This is a genomic window from Mucilaginibacter sp. L196 (assembly GCF_009765905.1).
In the GTDB taxonomy this organism is placed as follows: Bacteria; Bacteroidota; Bacteroidia; order Sphingobacteriales; family Sphingobacteriaceae; genus Mucilaginibacter.
The window spans coordinates 78972-104302 of record NZ_LMUO01000009.1 but is presented as its reverse complement, the minus strand read 5'-3'; the positions used below and the strand labels follow the sequence as shown (position 1 = coordinate 104302).

16 protein-coding genes and 1 tRNA gene are annotated in these 25331 nt (G+C 41.5%); 8 read left to right on the top strand and 9 right to left on the bottom strand.

The window, feature by feature from the left end:
- Nucleotides 1-6 precede the first annotated feature (6 nt).
- The 3 genes from GSQ74_RS03920 to GSQ74_RS22855 all read right to left on the bottom strand — a co-directional run bounded on the left by GSQ74_RS03920 (nucleotide 7) and on the right by GSQ74_RS22855 (nucleotide 10980).
- Nucleotides 7-5598, bottom strand: coding sequence for an alpha-2-macroglobulin (locus GSQ74_RS03920; protein WP_158990278.1), 5592 nt, complete (start codon nucleotides 5596-5598; stop codon nucleotides 7-9).
- A 165-nt stretch (nucleotides 5599-5763) separates the two neighbouring features.
- Nucleotides 5764-9927 (bottom strand): gliding motility-associated C-terminal domain-containing protein, encoded by a 4164-nt coding sequence (locus GSQ74_RS03915; RefSeq protein ID WP_158990276.1) that lies wholly within the window; start codon nucleotides 9925-9927, stop codon nucleotides 5764-5766.
- 930 nt (nucleotides 9928-10857) lie between these two features.
- On the bottom strand, nucleotides 10858-10980 hold the full coding sequence (locus GSQ74_RS22855) for a hypothetical protein (protein WP_256366258.1): 123 nt from the start codon (nucleotides 10978-10980) through the stop codon (nucleotides 10858-10860).
- Nucleotides 10981-11285: 305 nt separating this feature from the next.
- On the opposite strand from GSQ74_RS22855, the gene GSQ74_RS03910 reads away from it, so the two are divergent.
- On the top strand, nucleotides 11286-11999 hold the full coding sequence (locus GSQ74_RS03910; RefSeq protein ID WP_158990274.1) for a hypothetical protein: 714 nt from the start codon (nucleotides 11286-11288) through the stop codon (nucleotides 11997-11999).
- A 46-nt stretch (nucleotides 12000-12045) separates the two neighbouring features.
- Here the strand turns inward: GSQ74_RS03910 and GSQ74_RS03905 are convergent, their stop codons facing one another.
- The 4 genes from GSQ74_RS03905 to GSQ74_RS03890 all read right to left on the bottom strand — a co-directional run bounded on the left by GSQ74_RS03905 (nucleotide 12046) and on the right by GSQ74_RS03890 (nucleotide 15905).
- A complete protein-coding gene (locus tag GSQ74_RS03905) occupies nucleotides 12046-13443 on the bottom strand; it encodes an IS4 family transposase (RefSeq protein ID WP_256366257.1) in 1398 nt (465 codons plus the stop codon).
- A gap of 354 nt (nucleotides 13444-13797) precedes the next feature.
- Nucleotides 13798-14577 (bottom strand): hypothetical protein, encoded by a 780-nt coding sequence (locus GSQ74_RS03900; protein WP_158990270.1) that lies wholly within the window; start codon nucleotides 14575-14577, stop codon nucleotides 13798-13800.
- Nucleotides 14578-14892: 315 nt separating this feature from the next.
- A tRNA-Arg gene (locus GSQ74_RS03895) sits at nucleotides 14893-14969 on the bottom strand.
- Nucleotides 14970-15053: 84 nt separating this feature from the next.
- Nucleotides 15054-15905, bottom strand: coding sequence for a ThuA domain-containing protein (locus GSQ74_RS03890; protein WP_158990268.1), 852 nt, complete (start codon nucleotides 15903-15905; stop codon nucleotides 15054-15056).
- A gap of 479 nt (nucleotides 15906-16384) precedes the next feature.
- Between GSQ74_RS03890 and GSQ74_RS03885 the strand changes: the two genes are divergently transcribed.
- Entirely contained in the window at nucleotides 16385-17245 is an 861-nt protein-coding gene (locus GSQ74_RS03885) for an N-acetylglucosamine kinase (RefSeq protein ID WP_158990266.1), read from the top strand.
- A gap of 131 nt (nucleotides 17246-17376) precedes the next feature.
- On the opposite strand, the gene GSQ74_RS03880 is transcribed toward GSQ74_RS03885, so the two are convergent.
- The gene (locus tag GSQ74_RS03880; protein ID WP_158990264.1) at nucleotides 17377-18066 is read right to left on the bottom strand and encodes an NUDIX domain-containing protein; all 690 of its coding nucleotides are present in this window, start codon (nucleotides 18064-18066) and stop codon (nucleotides 17377-17379) included.
- A gap of 121 nt (nucleotides 18067-18187) precedes the next feature.
- On the opposite strand from GSQ74_RS03880, the gene pfkA reads away from it, so the two are divergent.
- Genes pfkA through gap form a run of 3 tightly spaced genes read left to right on the top strand, consistent with a single transcriptional unit; the run spans nucleotide 18188 to nucleotide 21025 of the window.
- On the top strand, nucleotides 18188-19174 hold the full coding sequence (pfkA, locus tag GSQ74_RS03875; RefSeq protein ID WP_158990262.1) for a 6-phosphofructokinase: 987 nt from the start codon (nucleotides 18188-18190) through the stop codon (nucleotides 19172-19174).
- On the top strand, nucleotides 19175-20023 hold the full coding sequence (locus tag GSQ74_RS03870; protein WP_158990260.1) for a hypothetical protein: 849 nt from the start codon (nucleotides 19175-19177) through the stop codon (nucleotides 20021-20023).
- A gap of 6 nt (nucleotides 20024-20029) precedes the next feature.
- Complete coding sequence (gap, locus tag GSQ74_RS03865) at nucleotides 20030-21025, top strand: type I glyceraldehyde-3-phosphate dehydrogenase (RefSeq protein ID WP_158990258.1); 996 nt, start codon at nucleotides 20030-20032, stop codon at nucleotides 21023-21025.
- A gap of 164 nt (nucleotides 21026-21189) precedes the next feature.
- On the opposite strand, the gene GSQ74_RS03860 is transcribed toward gap, so the two are convergent.
- The gene (locus GSQ74_RS03860; RefSeq protein ID WP_158990256.1) at nucleotides 21190-22131 is read right to left on the bottom strand and encodes an NADP-dependent oxidoreductase; all 942 of its coding nucleotides are present in this window, start codon (nucleotides 22129-22131) and stop codon (nucleotides 21190-21192) included.
- A gap of 179 nt (nucleotides 22132-22310) precedes the next feature.
- On the opposite strand from GSQ74_RS03860, the gene GSQ74_RS03855 reads away from it, so the two are divergent.
- The 3 genes from GSQ74_RS03855 (at nucleotide 22311) to GSQ74_RS03845 (ending at nucleotide 25224) form a co-directional block, all read left to right on the top strand.
- Complete coding sequence (locus tag GSQ74_RS03855) at nucleotides 22311-23588, top strand: cellulase family glycosylhydrolase (protein ID WP_158990254.1); 1278 nt, start codon at nucleotides 22311-22313, stop codon at nucleotides 23586-23588.
- Between the two features lie 17 nt (nucleotides 23589-23605).
- Nucleotides 23606-24214 carry a Crp/Fnr family transcriptional regulator gene (locus GSQ74_RS03850; protein WP_158990252.1) on the top strand — a complete coding sequence of 203 codons (609 nt, stop codon included), beginning with the start codon at nucleotides 23606-23608 and terminating at the stop codon, nucleotides 24212-24214.
- A gap of 83 nt (nucleotides 24215-24297) precedes the next feature.
- Nucleotides 24298-25224, top strand: a complete 927-nt coding sequence (locus GSQ74_RS03845) for an NAD-dependent epimerase/dehydratase family protein (protein ID WP_158990250.1) — start codon at nucleotides 24298-24300, stop codon at nucleotides 25222-25224.
- The last annotated feature ends 107 nt before the right edge of the window (nucleotides 25225-25331 follow it).

Genomic DNA, 25331 nt, shown 5'->3' with positions numbered 1-25331 from the left:
ACATCCCTACTTTACAACCTTTACCCATTTGCCTTTTTGCAGCGCATTAATTGATGAATTATACATAGCCTCGCAATATGTCGCCGGTAAATAATATTGCCCGGTATATGCGGCGTTAAGCATTACATAATAAGTTACTTCCTTCCCTTCATCCAAACTAAAATAAGTGTTGACGCGGTCATCCCGAATATCAATATAATCGGATGGCGATGATTTAAATGCCTCGTCATTATTCATCATCCGGGTGTTTAATATTTCCCAACCCGAAGGGAATATCTGGGTCAGCGCCATGTTTTCGTAATTGCCTTTATGCCCCGGGTTTTTGATGGTTACCTGCGCCACGAAATCTGTACCTTGTTTAATGCTGGTAACGCTTAGCGGTTGGCCTTTTAGGGTGATGTAATTCACTTCCATTCTTAACACATCGTCATTATTTACACTTGCCGGTTCTTGTCCGGGTGCAGGCTGGCCTTGTTGGGTTAGCTTTAGGTATAAAACATTATTACCCCTATTTTTTATGCTGATGTTGCCTCCATTAACAGCAAGCGGCGATTGCCACAAATAATAATTGGAGTTAACCGCGGCTGTACCATAGTTAAATATAAGTTTGCTGCCATTTTTGTTTTGCCCGCAATATTGTGCTACAGCCAGCAGCGCATAAGCGGTAGTTTGGGTGCTGTACCAATCATCTTTGGATAAATGAGCGGCTACAGTTTGCAGCATCGCGGCTGCTTTGGCATGCTGCCCCAATAAAGTCAGCGTTTCCAGAATCATGGCTTCATCACGCAGATCAGAACCATAAGTTCCATATAATTGATCGTAAGGTTTAATGGTGGTTGGCAAGCCGTTTATCATTTGCAAACCAATCTCCGGCTGGCCTGCCAACTTGTATGCTGCCGCCAAACGCCATTTGGCCTGCGGACTGATATATTTAAATTCCTTCAGCCTGTTCATGGCACCCAATTCAGGTACACGAGCCAATGCTAACAGGTATAAGCGATAAGCCTGTACCAAATCCGCACCGTAGAAGCTGCGGGTATCAGGGGCCCAGTTAACCGCTTTTTGTTTTTGGAAACGCTTCCAGTTATCTAAAAAGCCAACAGGCAGGGTATAGCCTTTGGCCTGCGCTGCCAGCATAAAATGCCCGGCATAATCAGTACACCACTCATCTACATCACTTTCGCCCGGCCAGTAGCTTAAGCCGCCCTCCTTAACCTGGAAACTACTTAGTTTGTTAATAGCTAGCTTGATATTCCGTTCTGTTTCGGCCTTTTGGCGGGCCGAAAGATCAACCAACTGATCCAGATATAGCTGCGGGAAAGCAGACGATGTGGTTTGCTCCACACAGCCATGCGGATAATCAATTAAATAGGCTAAACGTTTAGCCAGGTTAAGCGCAGGTACCGATGAAACCTCCAGCATAGCTTTATTGGTGCCGCTCATGCCAATTGGCGTGTAGCTGGCATTCCAAACTTCGCCTGGTTTAATTTCCTTCTGGAAGGTTTTGGTAATAGGCGGATTTGCGTTGCGGACATTCAGCTCCACATCGTAATCGGCAACCTCGTTGCCACTTCTAGCGGTAATCTTTACTTTGCCGATGCCTACAAAATTCTTAACGTCCAAATCAAAAGTAACCATTTGATCGCCGGGCGAATTGAAGGTAAGGGTTTGCTTATCCGCGCCCTGTAAATTGCTAAAGGCATTTGATTGTACCTGTACCGTAACCGTCTTAATGTTTTTCTCCATCGCGAACACCGTTACCGGTAGTTTAAATTTTTCGGTTGGGCCTAACACACGCGGTAAGGTCGCTATCAGCATTAATGGTTTTTTAACAGCAACCGCTTTTTCCGTGAAACCATAAGCACCATCGTGCCCGGCAATTACCATGGTACGCACCGAACCAATGTATTGCGGTAAGGTGAATTTATGTGTTTGCTTTTCGCCGCTGTTTAAGTGGAACGGACCTAAGAATTTTACTACCGGTTTAAAGCGGTTAACGGATACATTCTGATTGTTATTCAAGGCTTCATCGCCGCCGATACTTAGTATGCGTTCCAGTTCGCCGCCGTAAGCACCAATTACATAATCGTACAGATCCCAGGTTTTAACGCCCAATGCTTCACGGGCATAAAAAGTTTCATGCGGATCAGGTGTTTTAAAGTTGGTGAGGTCTAACAAACCCTCATCAACAATAGCAATGGTATAGGTCATTTCCTTGCCGTTAGCTTCTGAAACGGTTATGGCCGAGGTACTCTCAGGCCTGATCTTATCCGGTATATTAATAACCGGCTTTAACACCGTCCCGGGATCATTCACAATTAGCGGGATAACACCATACATGCGTATAGGCAGGTCATTCATCGTTTGCGAATGATGCTGCAACATGGTCACGTTAACAAAAACGTTTGGCGCCATGCTGCCATCTACCTTAAAACTATAAATTGTTTGGCCTTGATGGGTGTCTATCCAAACTGAGCGGATAATTTTGCTGCCGTTTTCAAAGCTGATAAGCGCGCGTCCATCATTACCTGTCGGGATGGTGAGGGTACAGGTTTCGCCCACTTTATAACTCTTTTTGTCGGACGCAAAGGAGAGCATGGTGGCATCAGTCGCGTTGCCTTGCTGCATGCGTTCGGCATAATCCACATATACAATTTTACCGGTAGAGTGCCCGGTTTGCTCATCTTTTACACGAATGAGGTATCGGCCCCAATTATTTTCACTTAAATTCAGGTCCCATTTACCCCGGCCGTTCACCAGTTGAACGCTTTGGGTGCTTACCAAACTGTTATATTGGTTTTGGGTGAAGTTGCTCAGGTCATTGCCAGTTTGATCCCACCACCAGCGCCATTGTATCTTGTACAATTCAACGGTTACATTGCGGTTTCCGGAGAATGGGTTTCCGTTTACATCTACATCGGCAATATCAATTGGGTTATCGTGATTGGTAGGCAACATGTCGGTATATTCGCCGCCATCGGGTGTTTTAATGCCAACATAGCCGGTGTAAGCATTGTAAGGTAGCTCGACTTGTTGTATACTGAAATTACCGCCCGGTTCAAAAACCTTGATCAAAAAGTTAGCCCTTAACTGGCCGGGAGCCTGCTTATCTACATGAATATTGGCGTTTACCGTGGCTACACCATCAGCATTTAAACGGTTATCAAAAACAGTTTGTGTTTGGGTGTTAAAAGCAAGCGTAGGGTCATCAAAAACATAATCATTAAAACCTTTAAAGCGGGTTACCTGCGGACTAACAAAGGCATCAACCTTAGCTTTCAAATTTTGCGCCGCACCACCGAAGAGCCAGGTTGCTTTTAGTGTACCACTAACATCGCTGCCTTTGGTAAGTGCCGTTTTGCCGCCGAAGTCCAGCGCTATCTTCATGCGGTTCGGCATAATGGTTTCCACCTTCAGGTTCTTATCAAATTCGGCACCACCAACTTTTACTTTGGCCGTCCAGGTACCAGTTGGCGATGATGTTGTGGTAGCGGTATGGAAACTATAAAACCCATCAACTGAGCTGGTGCGCGTAATGCGTTTGTATAATTGCCCGGCAGGATTATAAAACTCAAACTGCACAGGATGATCCGGTGGCAGGGTTTTAAGCTTGTCCTCCAAAATAAAAGAAACGAAAAGCGAATCACCGGGGCGCCAAACACCGCGATCGCCATAAATAAAACCTTTTAAACCGTTTTGAATTTGCTCACCACCTACATCAAATTTTGATAGTAATAGCGCACTGCCATCATCCAGTTTTAAATAGCCGCGTTCGTCGCCTTTTTTAGCTACCAGCAAAAAAGGTTTATGTTTAAGGCTGATATTAGCAAAGCCATTAGCATCAGATATGGCTCTGGCCACCATCTGGTGCTGATAATCGAGCAGGGTAACTTCCACACCCTGCATCGGCGCGGCATCCATAATATTAGTTACCGCAACAAGCATATTATTGTCGTTACCTTTTTTAGCGATGAGGCCAATGTTTGAAGCGATGATGTTTCTTACCGCCCATTTATCTTTAGTGTAAAAAGAGTTTGTGCATGGATCGTCTTTATCCTTCCAATTGTAGCCATCAGGATAATAACTATCATATCGAGCCCAAAAGGTATCATCATCATCTAAACTTGTTCCTGATGAATTACCGTTACCGCCGTCTTCTTCGCCTTCGTCATCACTCTCGTCAGTATCGGTTTTGCTGACGGATGTGCCACCGTTCACTTTGCAATTGAATAAGGAATATTCTTTGCGGTAACCTATGATCACCCGGTAAATAGCTCCCGGCTCGGTATGCATCAAATGATCCAGATCAAGCATAAAACGGTTAGTCTTGGTTAGGTCGATATTTTTATCGTCATCCAACCTAATGGTAGTTTGCAGCACGGATTTACCCACCTGCCTTAGGCCGTCTTCGCCGGTCAGGTCGTTATTCTGCAAAAACTGGGGTACGTTGTTTTCATATATCTTGATGATACTTACATCCACTGCCTTTAAATTGGACGCTTCGAACGGCAAAGTTAACCTGCCGGAATCGGGCATAATAACACCTTTACCGGGTATGGTTACCGTAGGCAAACGGTTCTCAAAAAACACATTGGCGGTAAAACCCTGCGTTATTTTATTGTGGCTGATGTCGCTCACGCCCTCGTTAACAAAAGCGGTATAGCTGCCCTGCAGATGTTCGGGGGCATATATTTTAACCAAACTGCCATCAATAGTATAGGCCGCATCGGCAATATTATTGATGCCGGTTAAGCCGGTTAATTCCTGCCCGATGAGTATCGGGTTTGAGAACTGGACCTCCACATATTGATCTTGGTCCTGCACCGCGCGAATATTCAGTACCTTAAATACGCCTACGGCAGGTATTTCAAAATCCTTTGTGCCTTTGGTATCGATGTTTAAGCCTGTACCATCCCAGTTTACGGTAAGCGTGGATGAGCCTTTTAGTGGCCTGTTGATATTATCAATGGTAAAGGTATGCGTGTTATTGGCATCATCATGCTGCCAGGTGATCAGCACGTTGGATGGATAATTCTTGCTGATGATCCGCTCAATACTTAAAGGCGCTTCTTTATCAGCTGTTTTGATCACGCCGGTCAGCTTCATTTTATCGAGCGAGGTGGTGGTAGCGGTTTGCAGGCCATTAAAAGTAATGGTATAATCGGGGCGGATGGTTTTGAACCAAAATGTGAAGTGATCCATATCAGGCGGCACGCCGGTTACCTTACTTAAGTTAAAATCAGCCTCGTAATACTTGCCCGGGTCCATTTCTGTGGCCGGTTTAAATTCGATGGTTTGCGCATCAACCCAGTAGGCTTTTCCTTTTATAGATGGAGAGAAACTGAATGCATCATCACTCAACGCTTCGTTCTTCACGTGCCCCGTTTGTACATCGCCTGAGAGCTTGATGCGAATAGTACCCGTGCGGGATATTACACCCGAGGTATAGGATTCCACATACTTACCAAACGCCGGGTTTACCTTGTTTTTATGCTGATGCCTGACCAGCAACACCACGGCGATTACAAAAACAGCAAAGATAACAGCCAGAACAACCAGCCGTTTGCGAGGGTTTGAGAAGTAAGGTAAAAGGTTCATATTTATAGGCTCTGCTAACCAAATATAACTATGAAAAATGATGTTTTTGAGTTTTGAGAGGGTTTGCGAAAAATAAATATTGAAGAGTGCTTTTGGTAAAAAGATAAATTATTTTACAACTGACATACCTAATATGCCTGTAAATTTCGCTATGTGCCCTAACCGCTACCTAATAATAGCAAGCCATCCCGAAAAAACTGCTTGCCCATTTTTAGGGTCAATAATATAATAATAGGTACCCGAAGGTAATACAGTCCCTTTATAGGTACCGTCCCACGGGGTAGGATATCCTATGGACGAGAATACCTTTTGCCCCCAGCGGTTAAATATATTAACGGTCGATTTAGGGTAGTAGTCAAGATACTTTATCTCCCAGGTATCGTTAATCCCATCCCCATTTGGGGTAAAGGTATTTGGGATAGATAGTGCGGATAAGGATGGTTCTATGGTTAAAATGCCGGAGATATACGTAAAAGTATAATTAGGCGATACGGCATCGCTAATCGTGATAGGATACTGCCCGAGCGGCGATTGGGTTAAGGCTGTTGTGGTTACCACTGGTTTTGAGGTAAGCTGCGCAGGGCCATCGTTATTAACAAAGCCTGAATATGTTACCGTTAAAGGCGGATTAATTGCGCCAAAGGGCTTGGTTGTGTTATTCGCGGTAATTATTAACGGTGCCGGGCTTACCGTGCTCAGAGGGATCAGCACATTGACATTGTTAGCACTATTGGTACCTATCAAAATGCCGCCAGTATAACTCCCTACCGGGGTTGTTGCAGCCAATCTGATATAAACCGGCGCCGATGTGATTGTGCCATTACCATTGATTGTAGTTGTACTGTTGTAGGTTGAACCATTATTACTTACTTCGAAACCCGGGGATATAGTTATTGTTATGCCACCGGTAATATTTGTACCCGAAAGAGTGAAGCTTTCTGCTGATGACGGTGTACCGTAAATAGTTGCCAGCGGACTAAGGTTAGCCGTTGCTGTTAAAGTAGACGGCGCAGGTGGGTTTACCGTGATGGTAAATATAATGGGTGTGCCGCTACAGCTTGTACCATTTAATGGCGTTACGGTGATAGTCGCTGTGATTGGGTTATTGGTATTATTTACGCTGGTAAATGAAGGGATATTACCCGTCCCGTTTGCAGCCAGCCCTATGCCGGGCGAATCATTAATCCAATTATATGTAGCTGCTGTCCCGCTAAAATTAACCGGCGAAGTCGTCGCGCCGTTTGTCAGGGTTTGGCCAACTACTGCATCTACGCTTGGTATAGCATTTATAGTATAGCTTACAACAACTGCCTGGTTTGTAGCGCCCGCTGATGTTAGATCAACGTTGCCCGAAATGCTTCCGGCAGGGGCTGTGGCTGCTGCCCTGACATAAATAATGGTATTGCTTACCGTGCCGTTGATTTGTGTTAGTGTAAGGCTGTTACTAAAGCCGGTTGTGGCGTTAAGCGATATTTCAAAGTTTAAAGGGGCGGTTGCTGTGATGTCGCCAGTTAACCCGCTGCCTGAAACTGTAAATTGCCGAACGTCTGAAGAAGCTGTTCCCTCGCAGCCGGTAATATTGCCTGTTACTGTGCTTGCGGTAATTGTTGGTATGGATAATGGATTTACGGTAATGGTAAAGGTGGTTGGGATACCTGGACAACCTGAGCCGGCTGTAACAAAATTACCCAGTGAAATTGGACTTGTACCCACTTTAACCGTGGCTATAACCACGTTTGTTGAAGTGTTAATTACCGAAACATTATTTGAGGTTGCATTAGTGACATATACAAAATATCCATCAGGGCTTACACATATCGCTTCGGGATTTGAGCCTACTGAAATCAGGGATAATACCGTATTTGTAGATGTGTTAATCACTGAAACATTACTTTGACCTGTAGCTACATAAGCCCTGGTTCCGTCAGGACTCAATGCTATTACACCCGGGCTGGCGCTTACAGGGATAACCGCTATAACACTATTAGTTATGGGGTTAAGAACAGATACGTTATTTAAGTTTGAAATCGGCACATATATATTACCATTCGGACTTACAGCTATATCCGGTACTGAACCTAAGATTAGATTAGCTGATATATTATTTGTTTTAGTATCAATCACTGAGATATTGCTGGTATATGTAAATGCTACGTAAACCTTGCTTCCGTCGGGACTTATAGCTATACCATAGGGATTTGACCCGACCTGGATCACAGCAACAACAGTACTGGTTGCAATATTAACTACTGATACGGTACCTGTAACGTAGTTTGCCACATATAGCGTGGTGCCATCCGGGCTCACTACTATACCTGTAGACTCACCTGATGAACTTACAGGTATGGTAGATATGATTGCATTAGTTGTGGTATTTATAATGGTGACGGTAGATGAACCGTCGCTACATCCAATATATGCCTTGCTACCATCGGGGCTTATGCAAACGCAAAAGGGATCATGCGGAGGCATGATCGTGGATACGATTGTATTGGTAGCGACATTGATTACAGAGATAGTACCATCGCCGCTATTTGCTATATATGCGAACCCTTCTGACACAGGAGTAGCCGTAATTGTCGCGGTAATCGGGGTGTTCCCATTGTTAACCGCTGTAAACGAGCCAATATTACCCGAACCTGTTGCCGGTAAGCCTACACCAGGGGTATTATTAACCCAGGTAAAAGCAGTGTTACCAGTGCCGGTAAAATTAATTGCAGTTGTTGCTGCGCCATTTAATAAGGTTTGATTAGTTATAGTATTTACCGTTGGCAAGGCATTTACAGTACCCAATACTGCTACATTTTGATTTGCTGCACCCGGTGAACTTAAAGCTACATTGCCTGATATTGGGCCAACTGCATCACCTGTTGCCGACCGTACATAAACGGTAGTACTACTTAAACTACCCGATGATTGGTTAAGCGTTACGCTGCTGGCATAGCCTGTTGCTGCGGTAAGCGATACTTCAAACCCGGTTGGCGCTGTAGCCGTAATTGCAGAAGTTAAATTACTGCCTGAAACGGTGAACTGCTGGATATTTGGGCTTGTAGATGCTGTACCAACGCAGGACGTGATGGAGCCGGTTGCCGCACTTGCGGTAAGAGCAGGTACAGTAGTAGATGATGGATTTACCGTTATTGTAAAAGTGATGGTTGAACCGGTACAGCCTGAGGGATCTGGCGCGATAAAATTACCTAAAGAAAGCGGGAAGGCCCCAACAGGTATAGTATTGGTGACTGAATTGGTTACCGTATTAATAACCGAAACAGTATTTGACCGGTAATTTGTCACCATTAAAATACTTCCATCTGCGTTTAGCGATACCCCTTCCGGCTGGTTACCTACCGGGATAGTGGCTACAACCGACTGATTAACAGCGTCAATAACCGAAACATTATTCGTGCCCGCATTTGCTACATATATATGTTTGCTGTCTGGGCTTACCACTATACCGTATGCAGCATTTACAGTTATTTTATTGGTGATGTTGTTTGTAGCCGTATTTACGACATATACATATTGTTGAGCAGTAAAATACATGTTATTGCCGTCGGGGCTAACTGCAACATCTTCGATATTTAAAACCGGTGAAGTTATTGTTGTCGATACGGTATTGGCAGCAATATTTATTACCGAAATTGTTGAAGAAGCACTGTTTGTAACATACACGGTTGATCCGTTGGGACTTATAGCTATACTACTCGGGCTTTTTCCTACTGCAATGGTTTTTATTACCGCATATGTTGACGTGTTAATTACTGAAACTGAATTTGTGGAGTAATTTGCTACATATAAACGGCTGCCATCAGGGCTAACACATAAAGAATAGGGTAATGCGGAAGGGAACGTTTTAATTACAGTATTGGTTGCCGTATTAATAACTGAGATGGTACCTATGTTAGCATCGGCAATATACGCGTACTTACCATCCGGACTTATAGCTGCACCCCAAGGCCCGGCGTTTGACGCAATAGGGATAGTTGATATAACCTGGTTATTACTGACATTGATAACAGATATAGTACCGTCGGATTCATTGGTAATGTATGCGAACCCACCAACGGCAGGCTTGGCTGTAATGGTACCCATTATTGGAACAGTGCCATTATTTATACCTATAAAAGAGCCTATGTAACCTGTTCCACTTGCTGGTAAGCCGATAGCAGGATTATCGTTTACCCAGTTATAGGTACAACCTAATCCTGAAAAATTTACAGCTGTAGTAAAGTGACCATTAGCCACTACCTGATCAGATTGCGCAAATGCAGGCAATACAAATGAGAAGGAAAATGCAATAAAAGTTACAGCAAGTAAAAGTCTCCTCATGCGGTCAGGTTTGGGTACATTTCTAATCAATAGTATCCAAATTTACAACTATTTGGTTATCCTTAATAAAAACAGGTTATAATAAGCTGATACTATTTTAAAAGCACTACACATTAAACAAATAAATGAAAGAGCAATAGTCAGCGTGTGTCTTTCAGGATTTTTCGCACCCGCAGGCTAAACACGAACCCGCTCAAGAAATTGTTCGAACCTGCCCGCTTATGCGGTTTCACCAGCGAAGTATCACACACTTACGGCATCTTTCATTATGTTTTAAAAAAGGGCAAAAAGCAACTGGTGATTATAATTTTGACCACTGCAATAAATTGCAGGCAGAACTCGAATCTGCAGCTTCCGCCATTGGGCGGACGTTATACCGAAGTATCACCTGTTTACGGCACCTTTTAGGTTTAGGTATTTTTAGATAATCCGGTAAGCGTGTTAAACGTGGCAGGTTGAAGTAACGCTTACTTACGGCATCTTCTTAATTTCTTAAAAAAGGGTAAAAATCAATAAGTGACTGTCTACTGTGCTCTAACCATCTGAGCTACCTTTTGTAAAAGGGCCGGACTCGAACCGACGACCGCAGGGTTGGATATCGAAGTAACACTTATTTACGACACCTTTTTATGTTTTAATTTCTTTAAAAAGAAGGGTAAAAGGCAATAAGCCATTCATGTCCGTCCGTAAGCAAGCCCCGACAACGGATCCAAAGCGAAGTAAGACTTATTTACGACACCTCCTTTCATGTTTTTATAAGGAGCAACGGGCGAATGCGGGACGGGGGAACGCCTTAGGGACTCGAACCCTCAGCATGGCTTGCACCACACTGCCCCCCCCTGAGCGGTGCGAAGTAACCCGTTTCTACGGCATCCTTATATTTTAATTCCTTTTTAAAAGTATGGGGATGTTTAGCTTACCCATACTTGGTTATAGTTCTATTTCGTTTATGGCATCCAGTGCCGAAGCTCCATTTTCTAAGGCTGCTAACACCTCGAAAACTTTATCGCTCCAGCCTGCTACCAGGTAAACGTCGTTGCGCAATAATTGCATTGGTGCTTGTCCGTAGCCCTTCAGGGCTACGCAGTGTATTTGCGCAGATGGAATTATTTTTAATTATTTAAAAATAATTCCATCTTTGACCTAATTCCACGGAAATGAAAACTACGTTTATCTGCATATAATCTCTTCGCACACTGTCTTATAAAGGCGGAACAGATTTCTATTCTAAAATTTTCTGTTATTGCACCAGCCATTTATGGCCCTGCTTTTTTGTGTTCCAAAAAGGGATATATCTGCCAAAGGCGGATGAATTTTTCAATCAACAATTTTTATGAAAAATTTATGCAGAAGTCCCGATGGACACACAAAATTTACCGTATCGCTTAAAATCGGCACGAAGAAAAAAACGCCTTCAGAAAGAAGACCGTGATAAACAATTATTAAAATTACACAGGGAGCGGGAACGTATATCAAAAGATCCGGAGTTCCTTACTGTAATACCTTTAGATGAACCCTACCAAAAAGGCTGGAAGCGCTTATTTGTGCTGAAACCGGAAGTGCAAAAAAGCAGTAAAGCCGATTTTTATCAGCACATACTGGATAGAATTACCACGGTACAGTATCATTACGACAGAACGTTTAAAAAGCCTAAGCGCAGACAATGGCAGCGGTTTAATTATGAGGCTATGCCTTATTTAAACAGTATTTACCGTAATGATTGGGATAATAACAGGCACCAACTAAGCGAAGAGCAGCGCACCTGTTTTGAGCGTGTTGAATTTTGGAACGACCAGCTTTATGCTATGGACTACCGTTACCAATTTGCAGAACCGAACTTGTTTAAAATTGCCGTGTTGCCACATATTATTGATACCATAAAAATTGGTGATGCCGTTTTGGAGCAACAATTAGCCTGGATCGATAACCATATGACTAACTACCATTTATATAGCCGACTGAGCAAACTAACACACGGTAACCGCTACAAAGGCTGGAAAGATGGCTCGGAAAAGCTAAAATATACTAACCCGTTGAAGAATAAACAGCATTGGGATATTTTGGAGTATTAGATTTGTTTTCGCAGGGTCTCTTTGGAATTTAAGTTAACCCACAAAATCAAGGGCTGTTATTCGCGTGTTTGTAACCGATAGCAATGGTTTGAAAGAAGGAATAGCCTTTCCAAAGTATTTGCCAGCCGGGTAGCCCTTTGCTTTTGTAGCCCTGATGCCCACCCATCCGACCTAATAATAACACCCACCAAAGTACAGAATAGGGTTCGCATAATTGTCTGTCAATTGGCATCAGGTATTTATCTGCAAGTGTTTTCGCTAACGCTTGCTCGTGTTTATCTGTTACAATTATTTCGAAGGGTGTATGATGTTCCAGTTTTGAAATATACCTGCTTCTTAGTAGAACAACAGCCGTTATTGCCAATAAACCGATGCCGGTAAGCAGTGATTTACGAGAGTTGAACTGCCGTTTTTCAATGCTGCACCCCGTTTTATAGCATTTGTGAAAGTCTTCAACCGTCCAACGCCTCGAATATATCTCGGGTACTTTTTCTGCATCCGCCTTATTACTAATTTCTTTGTTGGTGAGTAAAAACCACTCTGCCGGACGAGTACCTTCCGGGCAACCCCGTTCCCTGATCCATACACAATTTATAGGTTCATTAATACCTCTGAACTTAAAGGAGTGATAGCTCATATCGCATTCAGCTCTGTATTCCCTTCCTTTCTCATTTCTTAACGTCCTGTTAATGGTAATTGAATCGGCCAACGATGGCATAAGGCTGAACATCCTGAACAATTCAGGGCTCTCAGCTTTATCTTTTTGCGAAGTGGTTAAGATACTACGGTCATGCCTTGCTCTAATGATAAAGTATTGGTCTGTCTCGACACATTTATTGATCACATCTATAATATCCGCTTCACGATCCATTACATGGATCAATCCACGCCCCGTTTCTTTACTAAAACGGATACCCGTTTCTATGCCTTCCAGCCATTTATTTGACTCTTTCTCAGCAGTTGGTTTACTTTTCCACTTTGAAGCCTTCCCGAAATCACTTCGTTCGCGATGAATGATCTGTTGATGCAGCAGCCCTAAAGGCAGATAGTTCTCATCCAATAATAGGCCGTGGTGTAGTAAAAAGCCGTTTGACCGCTCGGTTTGTGTATAGCCTAAGTCGAGGTTCCGGCTATTATAATCGGTCAGCATCGTATCTTGCACCAATATCCAGGGATCATCAATGCTTTGCTCTTTCGAATAAGCGATCAAACCTGTTTGATACCCTGAAATAAAGGTGGAATGATGCACTGATTTATTATTCATTAACCGGTAAAAACCTTTTAATTGGTGTTGATTCTTGAAAAGATCGGGAAAACTTAACGATGCGTTAGATGTGTTTATTACCGAAATCACCTTGTTATATCGGTCTTTTCTGTCCAAATGGCCGAATTGAATTCCCTGAATCTGTAAAGTTATACACCTTGATTCTTCAAATATCCCCATTAGGGACACTAAGATAACTTTTTTATTTTATGGGTTAACTTAAACTTTGGAAAGGCTATGCCTTTTTTCGGTCCTTAATGATCGGCTACAAATACGCTAATAACAGCCCGTGATTTTATGGGTTAACTTAAACTTTCAGAAGACCCTGCGGGGACTGAAAATTTTGCGGGGACTGAAAATTTTTCAGCCCTTAATAGTTAATAGATTCATATAAGCCCTTTATTGCCGCATCTATACACCACTGGAGTGGGTCAAAAAATTATATTTCAAGGCCGTTATCCTATGAGTAGTTTATAAAGCACATACGGCATGCATACGCCAGCAATAGGGCAAATGCCTAACATTACCGCGCAACTATTTTACACGCATGGGCTGTTTCTTTGCCTTTCTGCCCCCGTACCATCGCATTATTATTGTAAAGATTAAAATACCTAAAATGGAAAAGCTGCTACCTATGTTTTTGCCACCGTTTTGCCATAACAAGATGATAGCGGAACATATATATAAGAATACGCCTGCTATACCTATGCCGCGTAATATTTGTTTCTTTAGCTTTTGTTTCTTTCGTTTTTTTTGCCACGCCTTATTATAGGCTTTGTTGATCATTTTTACATCAGCTTCTTTTTGTTTTATTATTTCTTCAACCCGTATGTTTATTTGCGGCCATTGCCAATGGTTGTGCAGGTTGAAAGCCCGGTAAGTATTTAAAAAAGCGTGCAGATCTTTTTCCCGTTCATCCTCGCTACGGTTGTAATATGGGTAATCATCTTCGTATACATAAAAATTGTCATGTTCAAATGATGTTAAGGGTTGGTTTTGTAAGGTGTAAACTAATTTTGACGCATCCTGAAACCTTATCTCACCATAAAACAACAGCTGATATATAAGGCCCAGTATTACCCGGGCAGGTATATAACTTTCCTGAAGGGGGATGTTGCGGTCTAATATTTCTATCAGCTCGTTCATAGTGCTGCTTAACGATAGCTCGATAAAAAAATAATCGGGGTCGTCGGTGCTTTTTATAATATCATCAGCCCAGGCAATAACTTCATCCCGGCTAACCAGCCAGCGCACCAGCCCCAACCGATATACTTGGAGCAATAATGTAAAATCTCCTGATTTAGGTGCTACCATGATTTATGTAAAGTAGTTAAATTTGTTAAAATATCGCGGATATCTGTTTCATTTTCCGCACAAAAAGCTGTAGAAACACTTCATTTTACATCAAAAACGGGCAAAAAATGATCAAAAATCAATGATTTTTAATTGTTTTTTACCATAAAACAGGTGTTTTCACATCAAAAATCACTGAAAAAGTGATGTAATAATGGCGTTTTCAGGAGGATTTCGGGCGTTTTTGGGGCTAAAAGTGTACCAGGTGTTTCACTTGTTTCGTGGTACAGTAAATAAAAAAGCCTCAAGTGTTAAATTTGAGGCTTTTGATTTAAGTGGTGATCCCATCTGGATTCGAACCAGAGACCTACAGATTAGAAATCTGTTGCTCTATCCAGCTGAGCTATAGGACCCCGCAATGCTTGCTGCTGCAAAGATGCAAATTTCTTGCAAAAAACTAAATTTTAAATACAAGTTGTTAATTAACGGGTTATAAACTACTTACCTATCTTTTCACCTTCGGCTACCCAAAACAAAGTATTTATAATGAGTTTATCTTCTATTGTATTATCTAAAGTATGCGATAATTCTTTATTGGTATGGTGGTCGTAGTCCATATCGTTATGGCCCATATTCATGTATACCATCTTGTAGTTTTTATTGGACCATACAACCGGATAATATCCACTATGCCATATTTCGCTTTGTTTGGGGCCTGTGCCCAGCGGGAAACTAGTTGAATCAATAGATAGCAGTATAGTAATATCAGGATTAGTACGCAGGTCTTTTTCCCAGCGATACCATTCGTTGGGCTGTGATTTCCATAGTGTTGGCAGGCCCTTAGTAACCGGATGATGCGGATCTTCGACCCTTAAAAATGCTGATGTAGGGTGCCAGGTATTACTTACATACTGCCCCGAACCTAAAAATACGTTATGGTACCAATCCCAATTCGCTGGTACATCAGACGGGGTTAGCGCGAATGCCGAGAAGTGAAACCCTATCCAACCGCCGCCGTTTTCCATATATTTTTGGAATGCTGCGCGTGCTGCCGGGTCTTCGGGGCGGGTGTCTAAAAATATTACTGCCTGGTAATGTGAAAGGAATTCGGCATTCATATTACTCCAGTTTGAGGTGGAATCGTAGGCGAAATTGTACTTCTTCGCCATCTTTGGGAACCACTTGTTAGCCTCGTGCACAAAACTGATGTGCGCCAGATCATTTTTGCCAGTATAAAAGGCTATTACATTAAACTTTGGCTTTTTGCCCTGTGCTTTAGCGCTTGTAAACGCAACTAATAACAGGCAAAGGCTTACTAATAATCTACTTATTTTTTTAGGTGACAACATAATTACAGGTAATGGTTTATGGAAGTAAATATAGGGGCTTATATAACCGAAACCATTTTTAACAGGCCCTACAAATACCCTACTGCAAACACAGTGCTAAAATAAATATCAAAGCATTCTGATGAATAATAAACCAATTGATAATTTATTCCATTCAACCCAAACAACTGATATTATATTTTGTCATAACTAAACAATTTCCGTTTGCTTAGGCTAAAAATATCAAGCCAAATACATATAATTGTATTTTAATAAAAACTGACCTGTACTAGTAAAACCAATTGTGAGCTATCTGAAAATCGATTTTGCAAATTGATGTTTGTTTTTAATAGCGATATTGTTGTTTTAAGTAACAATTTTATTGCTGATACCTATTACGAATATTTTTTTAGCTCCAATTTTTAATTTTAATAATACAAAGTGTTCTTTTTACAATAAGTAAATCATACTTTTAACCGATTTTTTTAAAAACATAATTTATGATCATAATTGCTGACGGTGGCTCAACTAAAACAAATTGGTGTTTAGTTACCGAGGAGGGGAAAAAAGTTTATTTTAATACAGAGGGTTATAACCCATATTTCTCAGACGAAGAATATATTATCCAGTCGTTAAAGGAAAACTTACCTACAGATCTGGATTTAACCGCCATAACAGAAGTGAATTATTACGGCGCCGGATGTTCAACTGCTGATAAGCGCCAGATTGTTGAAAATGCAATGCAGGCTGTTTTCACCTACTCGAAAATTAATGTAGGGCATGATTTACTTGCTGCCGCAAGAGCATTATTAGGTAATACCGAAGGTTTTGCCGCTATTTTAGGTACAGGTACCAACACTTGTATTTATGATGGAAAAGATGTAGCCAGCAATATTGATTCGGGTGCTTATATTTTAGGTGATGAAGGAAGCGGCTGCTATATCGGTAAAAAATTATTAACCGATTATATCCGTGGTTATATGCCTGAGGCTGTTCGTAAAAACTTTTGGGATACTTTTCAGCTTACACCTGATGATATAAACGAGCGTGTTTATACCCAGCCACGTGCAAATCGTTTTTGCGCAAGCTTCAGCAAGTTTGTTTATGATAACATTGTAAACATCGAATATTCAAGAAACATCGTTCGTACATCGTTCGAAGATTTCTTCCGCAACCTGGTAACACATTACCCTGATTATCAAAAATATACTTTTAACTGTATCGGTTCTGTGGGCTACAATTTCCGCAATGTGCTGGAAGAAGTTGCTACCGAAAACGGTATGGTCGTAGGCCGCATCATCCGCTCACCTATAGATGATCTGGTTAAATATCACTTAGAACTTGCTCCGTCGCATTCGTAGTTAGTTAACCAGAGATTAGAGACTGGAGATTAGTTTTCATGAAAAGAGCGATGAATAAATTCATCGCTCTTTTTTGTTTTTATAAAAGTTGAACATCCAATGCCTAATCTCTAACCTCCAGTCTCTAATCTCTAACTCGCTATTTCATTCTGAAATATCTTAGCATACTTGCGCCTGTCGAATTTATACAACTTGGCTGCACGGTATGATACGCCTTTTTGTTTCTCGGCCAGCTCCTTTAAAAAGCCATAGCTCAACATCTTTTTACGGAAGTTTCGCTTGTCGAGCTTTTTATCCAGCACCGCCTCATACAATAGTTGCAGCTGGGTAAGCGTAAATTTCTCAGGCAATAGCTCAAAAGCTATTGGCTCGTAATTTAATTTGGCGCGTATTTTTTTAAACGCCCTATTAAATATTACGGTATGATCGAATGCCAGTTTAGGCAATTCGTTTACCGGATGCCAGAATGCTTTGCTGGCAACCTGGGTTATCGGGTTTAATTCTTTTTGGCCGATGATACGTATCAATGCGAAATAGCCGATAGAAACCACCCTACCCTGCGGATGGCGGTTAACATCGCCAAAAGTGTGAAATTGCCTTATAGATATGTCGCGAAGCCCGGTAAGCTCATATAATATGCGCTCCGCGGCATCGTCAATGCTTTCATCGTGCTCAACAATATAGCCTGGCAATGCATAACTATCTTTAAAAGGTTCTTCGTTACGCTCAATCAATAAAACCTTAAGCACTCCGGCATCAAAACCAAAAATCACGCAATCAATAGAAAATACGGAGTCGAAATGAGGAAGTTGTAAGTCCAAAAGCTGTAAATTTTTAAATAAAATTAAATATATAGGGATATTTTCTAATCCAAAAATAAAATAAAATTTAATTGTGTAATTTATACACACTATCTTCGTCTTTATAATTGGTTTTGTAAAGATGCATAAAATTTCAAAACTTGCGGTTCTCACTTCCGGCGGCGACGCCCCCGGCATGAACCCTTGTATACGAGCAGTAGTAAGAACAGCCATATATAACAATCTTGAGGTTGTTGGGGTAAGGCAGGGTTATAAAGGACTTATTGAAAACGATATGTACGATATGGCTCCACGATCAGTAAGTAATATACTTAGCCTGGGCGGTACCATATTAAAAACAGCCCGCTGTTTAGAGTTCCGTACCGATGAAGGTATGGAAACTGCCTATCAAAATATAAAAGCCCAGGGAATTGACGCTATAGTTGTTATTGGCGGCGATGGAACTTTTACCGGAGCCTTGCGCTTCTCAAGGAAATATCCTGACATAGCCGTAATGGGTGTTCCCGGTACTATTGATAACGATTTGTGTGGCACAACCTACACCCTTGGTTTTGATACCGCTACCAATACCGTTATCGAGGCGATAGATAAAATACGCGATACTGCCGATGCGCATGATCGTTTATTCTTTATCGAAGTGATGGGGCGTGATTCAGGCGCGATAGCGCTACGTGCGGGCATTTCCTGCGGAGCGGAAGCTATTTTACTGCCGGAGAAAGAAACTGCAATCAGCGAGTTGATTGACGGTTTAAAAACAGGGCACCTTAACAAAAAATCATCAAGTATTGTGATTGTTGCTGAAGGCGATAAAAATGGTGGTGTTTATGATATTGCCAAACGTGTTGAACAAGAAGTAAAACATTACGATATTAAAGTTACCATATTAGGCCACCTGCAACGCGGTGGCAGCCCATCAAGCTTCGACCGTATTTTGGGTAGCAGACTTGGTTTTGCGGCGGTAAATGCCTTAATTGCGGGCGAAACACAAAAAATGGTGGGTTTAGAGGCCAACCACATAGTACTAACCAGTTTAGAAAAAGCATTGAACCAGCAGGAATTCAGGCTGGAATCGGACCTGCTACTAATGGCCGATATATTATCGATATAAATGATTGCAGTTGTATATAGCGGATCGCACTACGCGCATTGGCGTTTGGCTGATAAAGGCAGAACTATTGCTTCCTTTAAAACCAATGGCATCAATCCCTATTTTAATGATGAAAAATTCATCGTACAACTGCTTAATAAAAACATCAACCTCATCCATCATGCTGAAGAAATAAAACGCATTTATTTTTTTGGCGCGGGCGCTTCAACTGCTGATTTGAAACAGGTGATCCAAAATGCACTTTCAAACTTTTTTAGAAACGGAAAAGTTATTGTTGATCACGATATTATGGCTGCCGCTATTGCCTGCTGCAAAAATACGCCAGGCATTGTAAGCATTTGCGGCAGCGGATCAAACGCGGCGTGGTATGATGGCCGCAAGGTTAAGCCAAACAACTATGGTTTGGGTTATATCCTGGCTGATGAAGGATCGGGCAACTGGTTAGGCCGGGAACTTATAAAAGGTTTTATGAACGAAACGCTGCCTGTGCCACTCCGCAAAAAGTTTGTACATAAGTATGATGCTGATCGCAGTAATCTTTTAGAGAAGGTTTATCGCCAAAAGCAACCGGCTTTATTCCTGAGTTCGTTCAACGATTTTTACCTGGAGAACCGGGAAGATGTTTATCTACAAAATGTAATAAAAAAAGGATTTAGCAAGCTAATAAACACATATTTGTTACCTTTACATAAGCAATATCCCGAAGCTGCTGTTCACTTTGCAGGCTCAGTTGCAGCCAACTTTCAGGATCACCTTATAGAGGTTGCCACCGAATCAAAATTAACCATCGGAAACATAATTAAAGAACCTATAAATAATTTACTAACGTACTATTCTAACAAAAATTAAAAAATCATGAAAATAGGAATTAACGGCTTTGGCCGTATCGGTCGTTTAGCTTTCAGAGCTGCAATAGAAAGATCAGACATTGAAGTTGTTGGTATCAATGACCTTGTTGAGCCGGATTACATGGCTTACATGTTAAAATACGATTCAACTCACGGTCAGTTCAAAGGAACTATTGCTGTTGAAGGCGGCCACTTAGTGGTAAACGGTAAAACCATACGTGTTACTGCCGAAAGAGACCCTGCTAACCTTAAATGGAATGAAGTAGGTGCTGAAGTGATCATCGAATCAACAGGTTTATTCTTAACTCAGGAAACTGCTCAAAAACATATTGACGCAGGTGCTAAAAAAGTAGTAATGAGTGCGCCTGCAAAGGATGATACCCCTACTTTTGTAATGGGTGTAAATCATAAATTATTAAAAGCTGAGCAAACTATCGTTTCAAACGCTTCATGTACTACTAACTGCCTTGCACCTATCGCTAAAGTATTAAATGATGCTTTCGGTATCGAAGAAGGTTTAATGAGCACAGTACACGCTGTAACTGCAACTCAAAAAACTGTTGATAGCCCATCAGCTAAAGATTGGAGAGGTGGCCGCGGCGCTTACCAAAACATCATCCCTTCATCAACTGGTGCAGCTAAAGCAGTAACTTTAGTTATCCCTGAGTTGAAAGGTAAATTAACAGGTATGTCATTCCGTGTACCGGTTGCCGACGTATCAGTAGTTGATTTAACTGTTAAATTGGTTAAAGGCGCTACATACGAACAAATCAAAACTGCTATGAAAGTTGCTTCAGAAGGTGAACTAAAAGGAATTTTAGGTTATACCGAAGATGACGTAGTATCTGAAGATTTTAAAGGTGATGCACGCACATCAATATTTGATGCAAAAGCTGGTATCGCTTTAAATGATCACTTTGTTAAAGTGGTATCTTGGTACGATAACGAGTGGGGTTATTCAAACAAACTGATCGACTTAGTACAGGTTATCGGTAAGTTATAATCAAATTGCTTGTGAGGACACAAGCAATGGAAATAAAAAGACCTTTCTGTATATCCGAAAGGTCTTTTTGCTTTATCAAACTGGGATTTCTCTTATTTACTCCGTTGTTTGTGTCCTTACAAACAACTATTACCCATTAAATTATTCTATATTATTTCTTGAGCTTACGGAATCAACACAATTTTACCATGTGTATGATGCTTCTCCAACTCTATATAAGCATCCTTAACCAGGCTTAGCGGATATGTTTTTGCAATAGGTATTTCCAAGCCACCATCATTTACCATTTGTGCAAGTTCACCTAATACCTGAGCCGTTGATGCCGCTGCACTACCCTCGGCTTTTATCTTATATTTTTCAACCGCTGCAAAATCAATAATAGTATTGATCCTGTCAACAGAGATACCCAGCTTTATGGCTAATTCTACGTAACCTTTCCCGGAGGTATCGATAAATGCATCGGCTTTTGATCCGCTAAGGGCTATTTTTAAACTTTCTTCGATATTTCCATCATAACTAACAGGAATAACATCATGTTTTTTTAACCAATGATGATTAGGTGCACTGGCAATACCAATAACTTTGGCACCGCGTTTTTTAGCTATTTGAACTGCAAGAGATCCCACTCCACCTGCAGCACCCGATACGATTACAATATCTCCTTCTTTCAGCCCAACTGCCCTTACCGCGGCATAAGCTGTAGTGCCTGCCACAAACAATCCGCCAGCCTGCTCCCATGAAACCTTTGGCGGTTTTGATACTAATTGATCTGGCTTTACCACAACATATTCTGCCTGGCTGTTACGATTGTTGCTGAAGCCTATAACTTTGTCACCCGGTTTAAAAGCGGTTATATCCGCCCCAACGCTTTCTATTACACCAGCAAAATCAGTGCCTTGTCCGGACGGGAAGGTTGAAGGAAATTGTTTCTCCAGAAACCCTTCTCTGATTGACGCTTCACCGGGGTTTATTCCAGCAGCCTTTACCCGTATTAAAACCTCTCCTTTATTTGCAGCAGGTTTCGGTAATTCAACAATATGTAACACATCAACATGGCCGAAGTGCTCATAACGTACAGCTTTATATTTATCTTTATTTGCATCCATGATTAAATAGTTTTGACTATTACTTAAACCAAACGATGCTCCTATTGTTCCAAAGATTATTTATTTATGATTTACTTAGATCGGCCCCCATTTATGCTTGTTTATAGCCATAGATTGTTAAAACAGTATTAATCGGCATGGCTGCCTTTCTGTAATTTTATACACCAATTTATAACCCGGTGAATACACAAAAGCTCCTGTTTACATTTTTATTACTAACTGCATCCATAACCTGTTTTGCCCAAAGTGGTTTTGTTAGGGTTGAGGGAACACAATTTACTATCGATAGCAAAGCCTACCGTTACATCGGCGCAAATTATTGGTATGGCGGCCTGTTGGCTACCAACGGCGAAAAAGGTAAAACCCGCCTTAAAACCGAACTTGATTTTCTGAAAAAGAACAGCGTAACCAACTTACGTATTATGGTTGGTGCCGAAGGTTTAACCACCTACCCTTACCGCACGCCAAGTGAAAAATCATTACAACCTGAACCGGGAAAGTTTAATGAGAAGATAGCTTACGGCCTTGATTATTTGCTGAATGAATTAGGCAAACGCAATATGAAAGCCGTTTTACACTTTACCAATACATGGGATTGGAGCGGTGGCTTAGGTCAGTATTTAGAATGGAACGGTTATGGCACGCAGCCTCGCTCAAAATATGGCGGCTATACCTGGAACGAAAACCAGCATTATACCAGTCAGTTTTACGCTTGCCAAAAATGTATGGATGAGCTGGATGCTTACATCAAATACATTTTGCATCGCACCAACAGCATCAACGGCAAAAAATATATAAATGATCCGGCAATCATGGCATGGGAAATCATCAACGAGCCACGTGCCATGGAGCAATCGGCTACTCCTGCTTTTGAAACCTGGATGCAGCATGTATCAACATTGATTAAATCAATTGATAAAAACCATCTGCTTACCACTGGCAGCGAAGGCGATATTGCTTCGGATAATGATATATCCGTTTTTAAAACCATTCACGCCGATAAAAATATTGATTATCTCACCATTCACATCTGGCCGAAGAACTGGGGTTGGTTTAAGGATACTTCTATTGTTGCCGGTTATGCGAACACCATTACCAATGCCACCAATTATATAAACCGACATGTGGAGATCGCTAAAGAATTAAATAAACCTTTAGTAATTGAAGAATTTGGCTTGCCGAGAGATAGCCAATCATTCAGCATCAGCTCAACAACTTATAACCGGGATAATTTCTACGATTTTATATTCGGGCAGATGATACAGCACCCAATAATTGCTGGCGCTAACTTTTGGGCTTTCGGTGGTATTGCACGACCTAAACCCGGACAAATATTCTGGAAAGATGGCGATGAATTTATGGGTGACCCAGGTGGTGAAGAACAGGGTTTAAACTCTGTATTTGATACGGATGCAAGTACCTGGCGGGTAATCAGGAAATATGCAGAGATGCAATAAAATCAGCATATTTGTATATGGATGCTGCCACTGCACTTATAATATACAAGACATACCTTGAAAGATATGTAACCTTCAGTACAGAAGAATGGGAAACATTCACCCAGCACGTAACCTTTACCAAGCTCAAAAAGAAACAACATTTTGCTACGGCCGATACCGTTTGCGATAAGTTTGGTTTTTTAGTTTCGGGGTCAGTTCGCTATTATCACATCATTAATGGCGAGGATATCACCAGCTACTTTAGTTTCGAACAAGAGTTTACAAGCTCCTATAAAAGCTTCCTGACCCGAACACCCACCATAACTTACATACAGGCATTGGAAGAAACCCGGCTGATCAACATTAGTTACGATGCATTCCAAAAAATGTTGGCCAATCCTATTTTAGCACATAAAATGGAACGTTTCGGCAGGTTAGTAGCCGAGCATTATTTATGCTGTTATGAGGACAGGGTAGCATCGTTCATCACCCAATCTCCCGAAGAACGTTATTTGCAGCTATTACAAACAGGCAGGGATATTTTACAGCGGATGCCGCAACACTATATCGCGCATTTCTTGGGTATTACCCCGGTTTCTTTATCGCGTATCCGTAAGCGCATTATGGAACCGGTGGTAAAATAGCATCACACTCAATTTCTTATCTTTTGTTAACGTTTTGACTATCAATCACACGATAACTTTGTTATAACAAAAACGAAGAAATCATGCACACTATATTAGGAGCCGGCGGACCGGTAGCAAACGCACTTACACAAGAGTTATTAAACCATAACGAAACTATCAGACTGGTTAGTCGCAAGCCAATTAATCCAACAGGCAAAAACATCAGCTGGCAAAAAGCTGACCTGTTAAATTACAACGAGGTATTGGAAGCAACCAAAGGATCAACTGTAATTTATTTATGCGCGGGATTGGTTTACGACGCCAAAATATGGCAGCAGCAATGGCCTATTATTATGCAAAATGTTATCAATGCAACAAAAGCAGCAAATGCAAGGCTGATATTTTTTGATAACGTTTATATGTACGGCCTGGTTGATGGCCCAATGACCGAGGAAACACCGTACAATCCTGTCAGTGAAAAAGGTAAAGTGCGTGTGAAAATCGCCGACCAATTAATGGCTGAAGTTAAAGCAGGGAAAATACAAGCCAGCATTTTGCGCGCTGCGGATTTTTACGGCACCGACTCTAAAAATAGTTCTTTTGATATGATGGTACTGGATAAATATGCCCAAAAGCAAAGCGCCCAATGGGTAGGCGACCCTAAAGTTAAACACAACTTTACTTACATTCCTGATGCTGGCAAAGCGATGTACCTGTTAGGTCAGAATCCGCAAAGCGATAACCAGATATGGCACGCCCCTACCGCTAAGACACTTACCGGGAAAGAATTTATTGAGCTGGCTGCAAACATCTACCATGTAAAACCAAAATTTATGCGGATTAATAAGTTTATGCTGTGGATATTCGGGTTGTTTAATAAGCTTGTTGCTGGTGTTGTAGAGATGTATTATCAGTATGATCATGATTATGATTTCAATTCGGCTAAGTTTGAAAAGGCGTTTAATTTTAAACCGACCAGCTATGAGGATGGCATCAAGCACATGTCGCAAACTTTGTATAAAGCATAGTTCAACACATTCAATAGCAATGTAAAATCTTATTTTTTCGTGGTGAGCGGCTTTTCTACCTCCGCACTAATCCGCATATTTGCACATAAGCATATCTGCACATTATA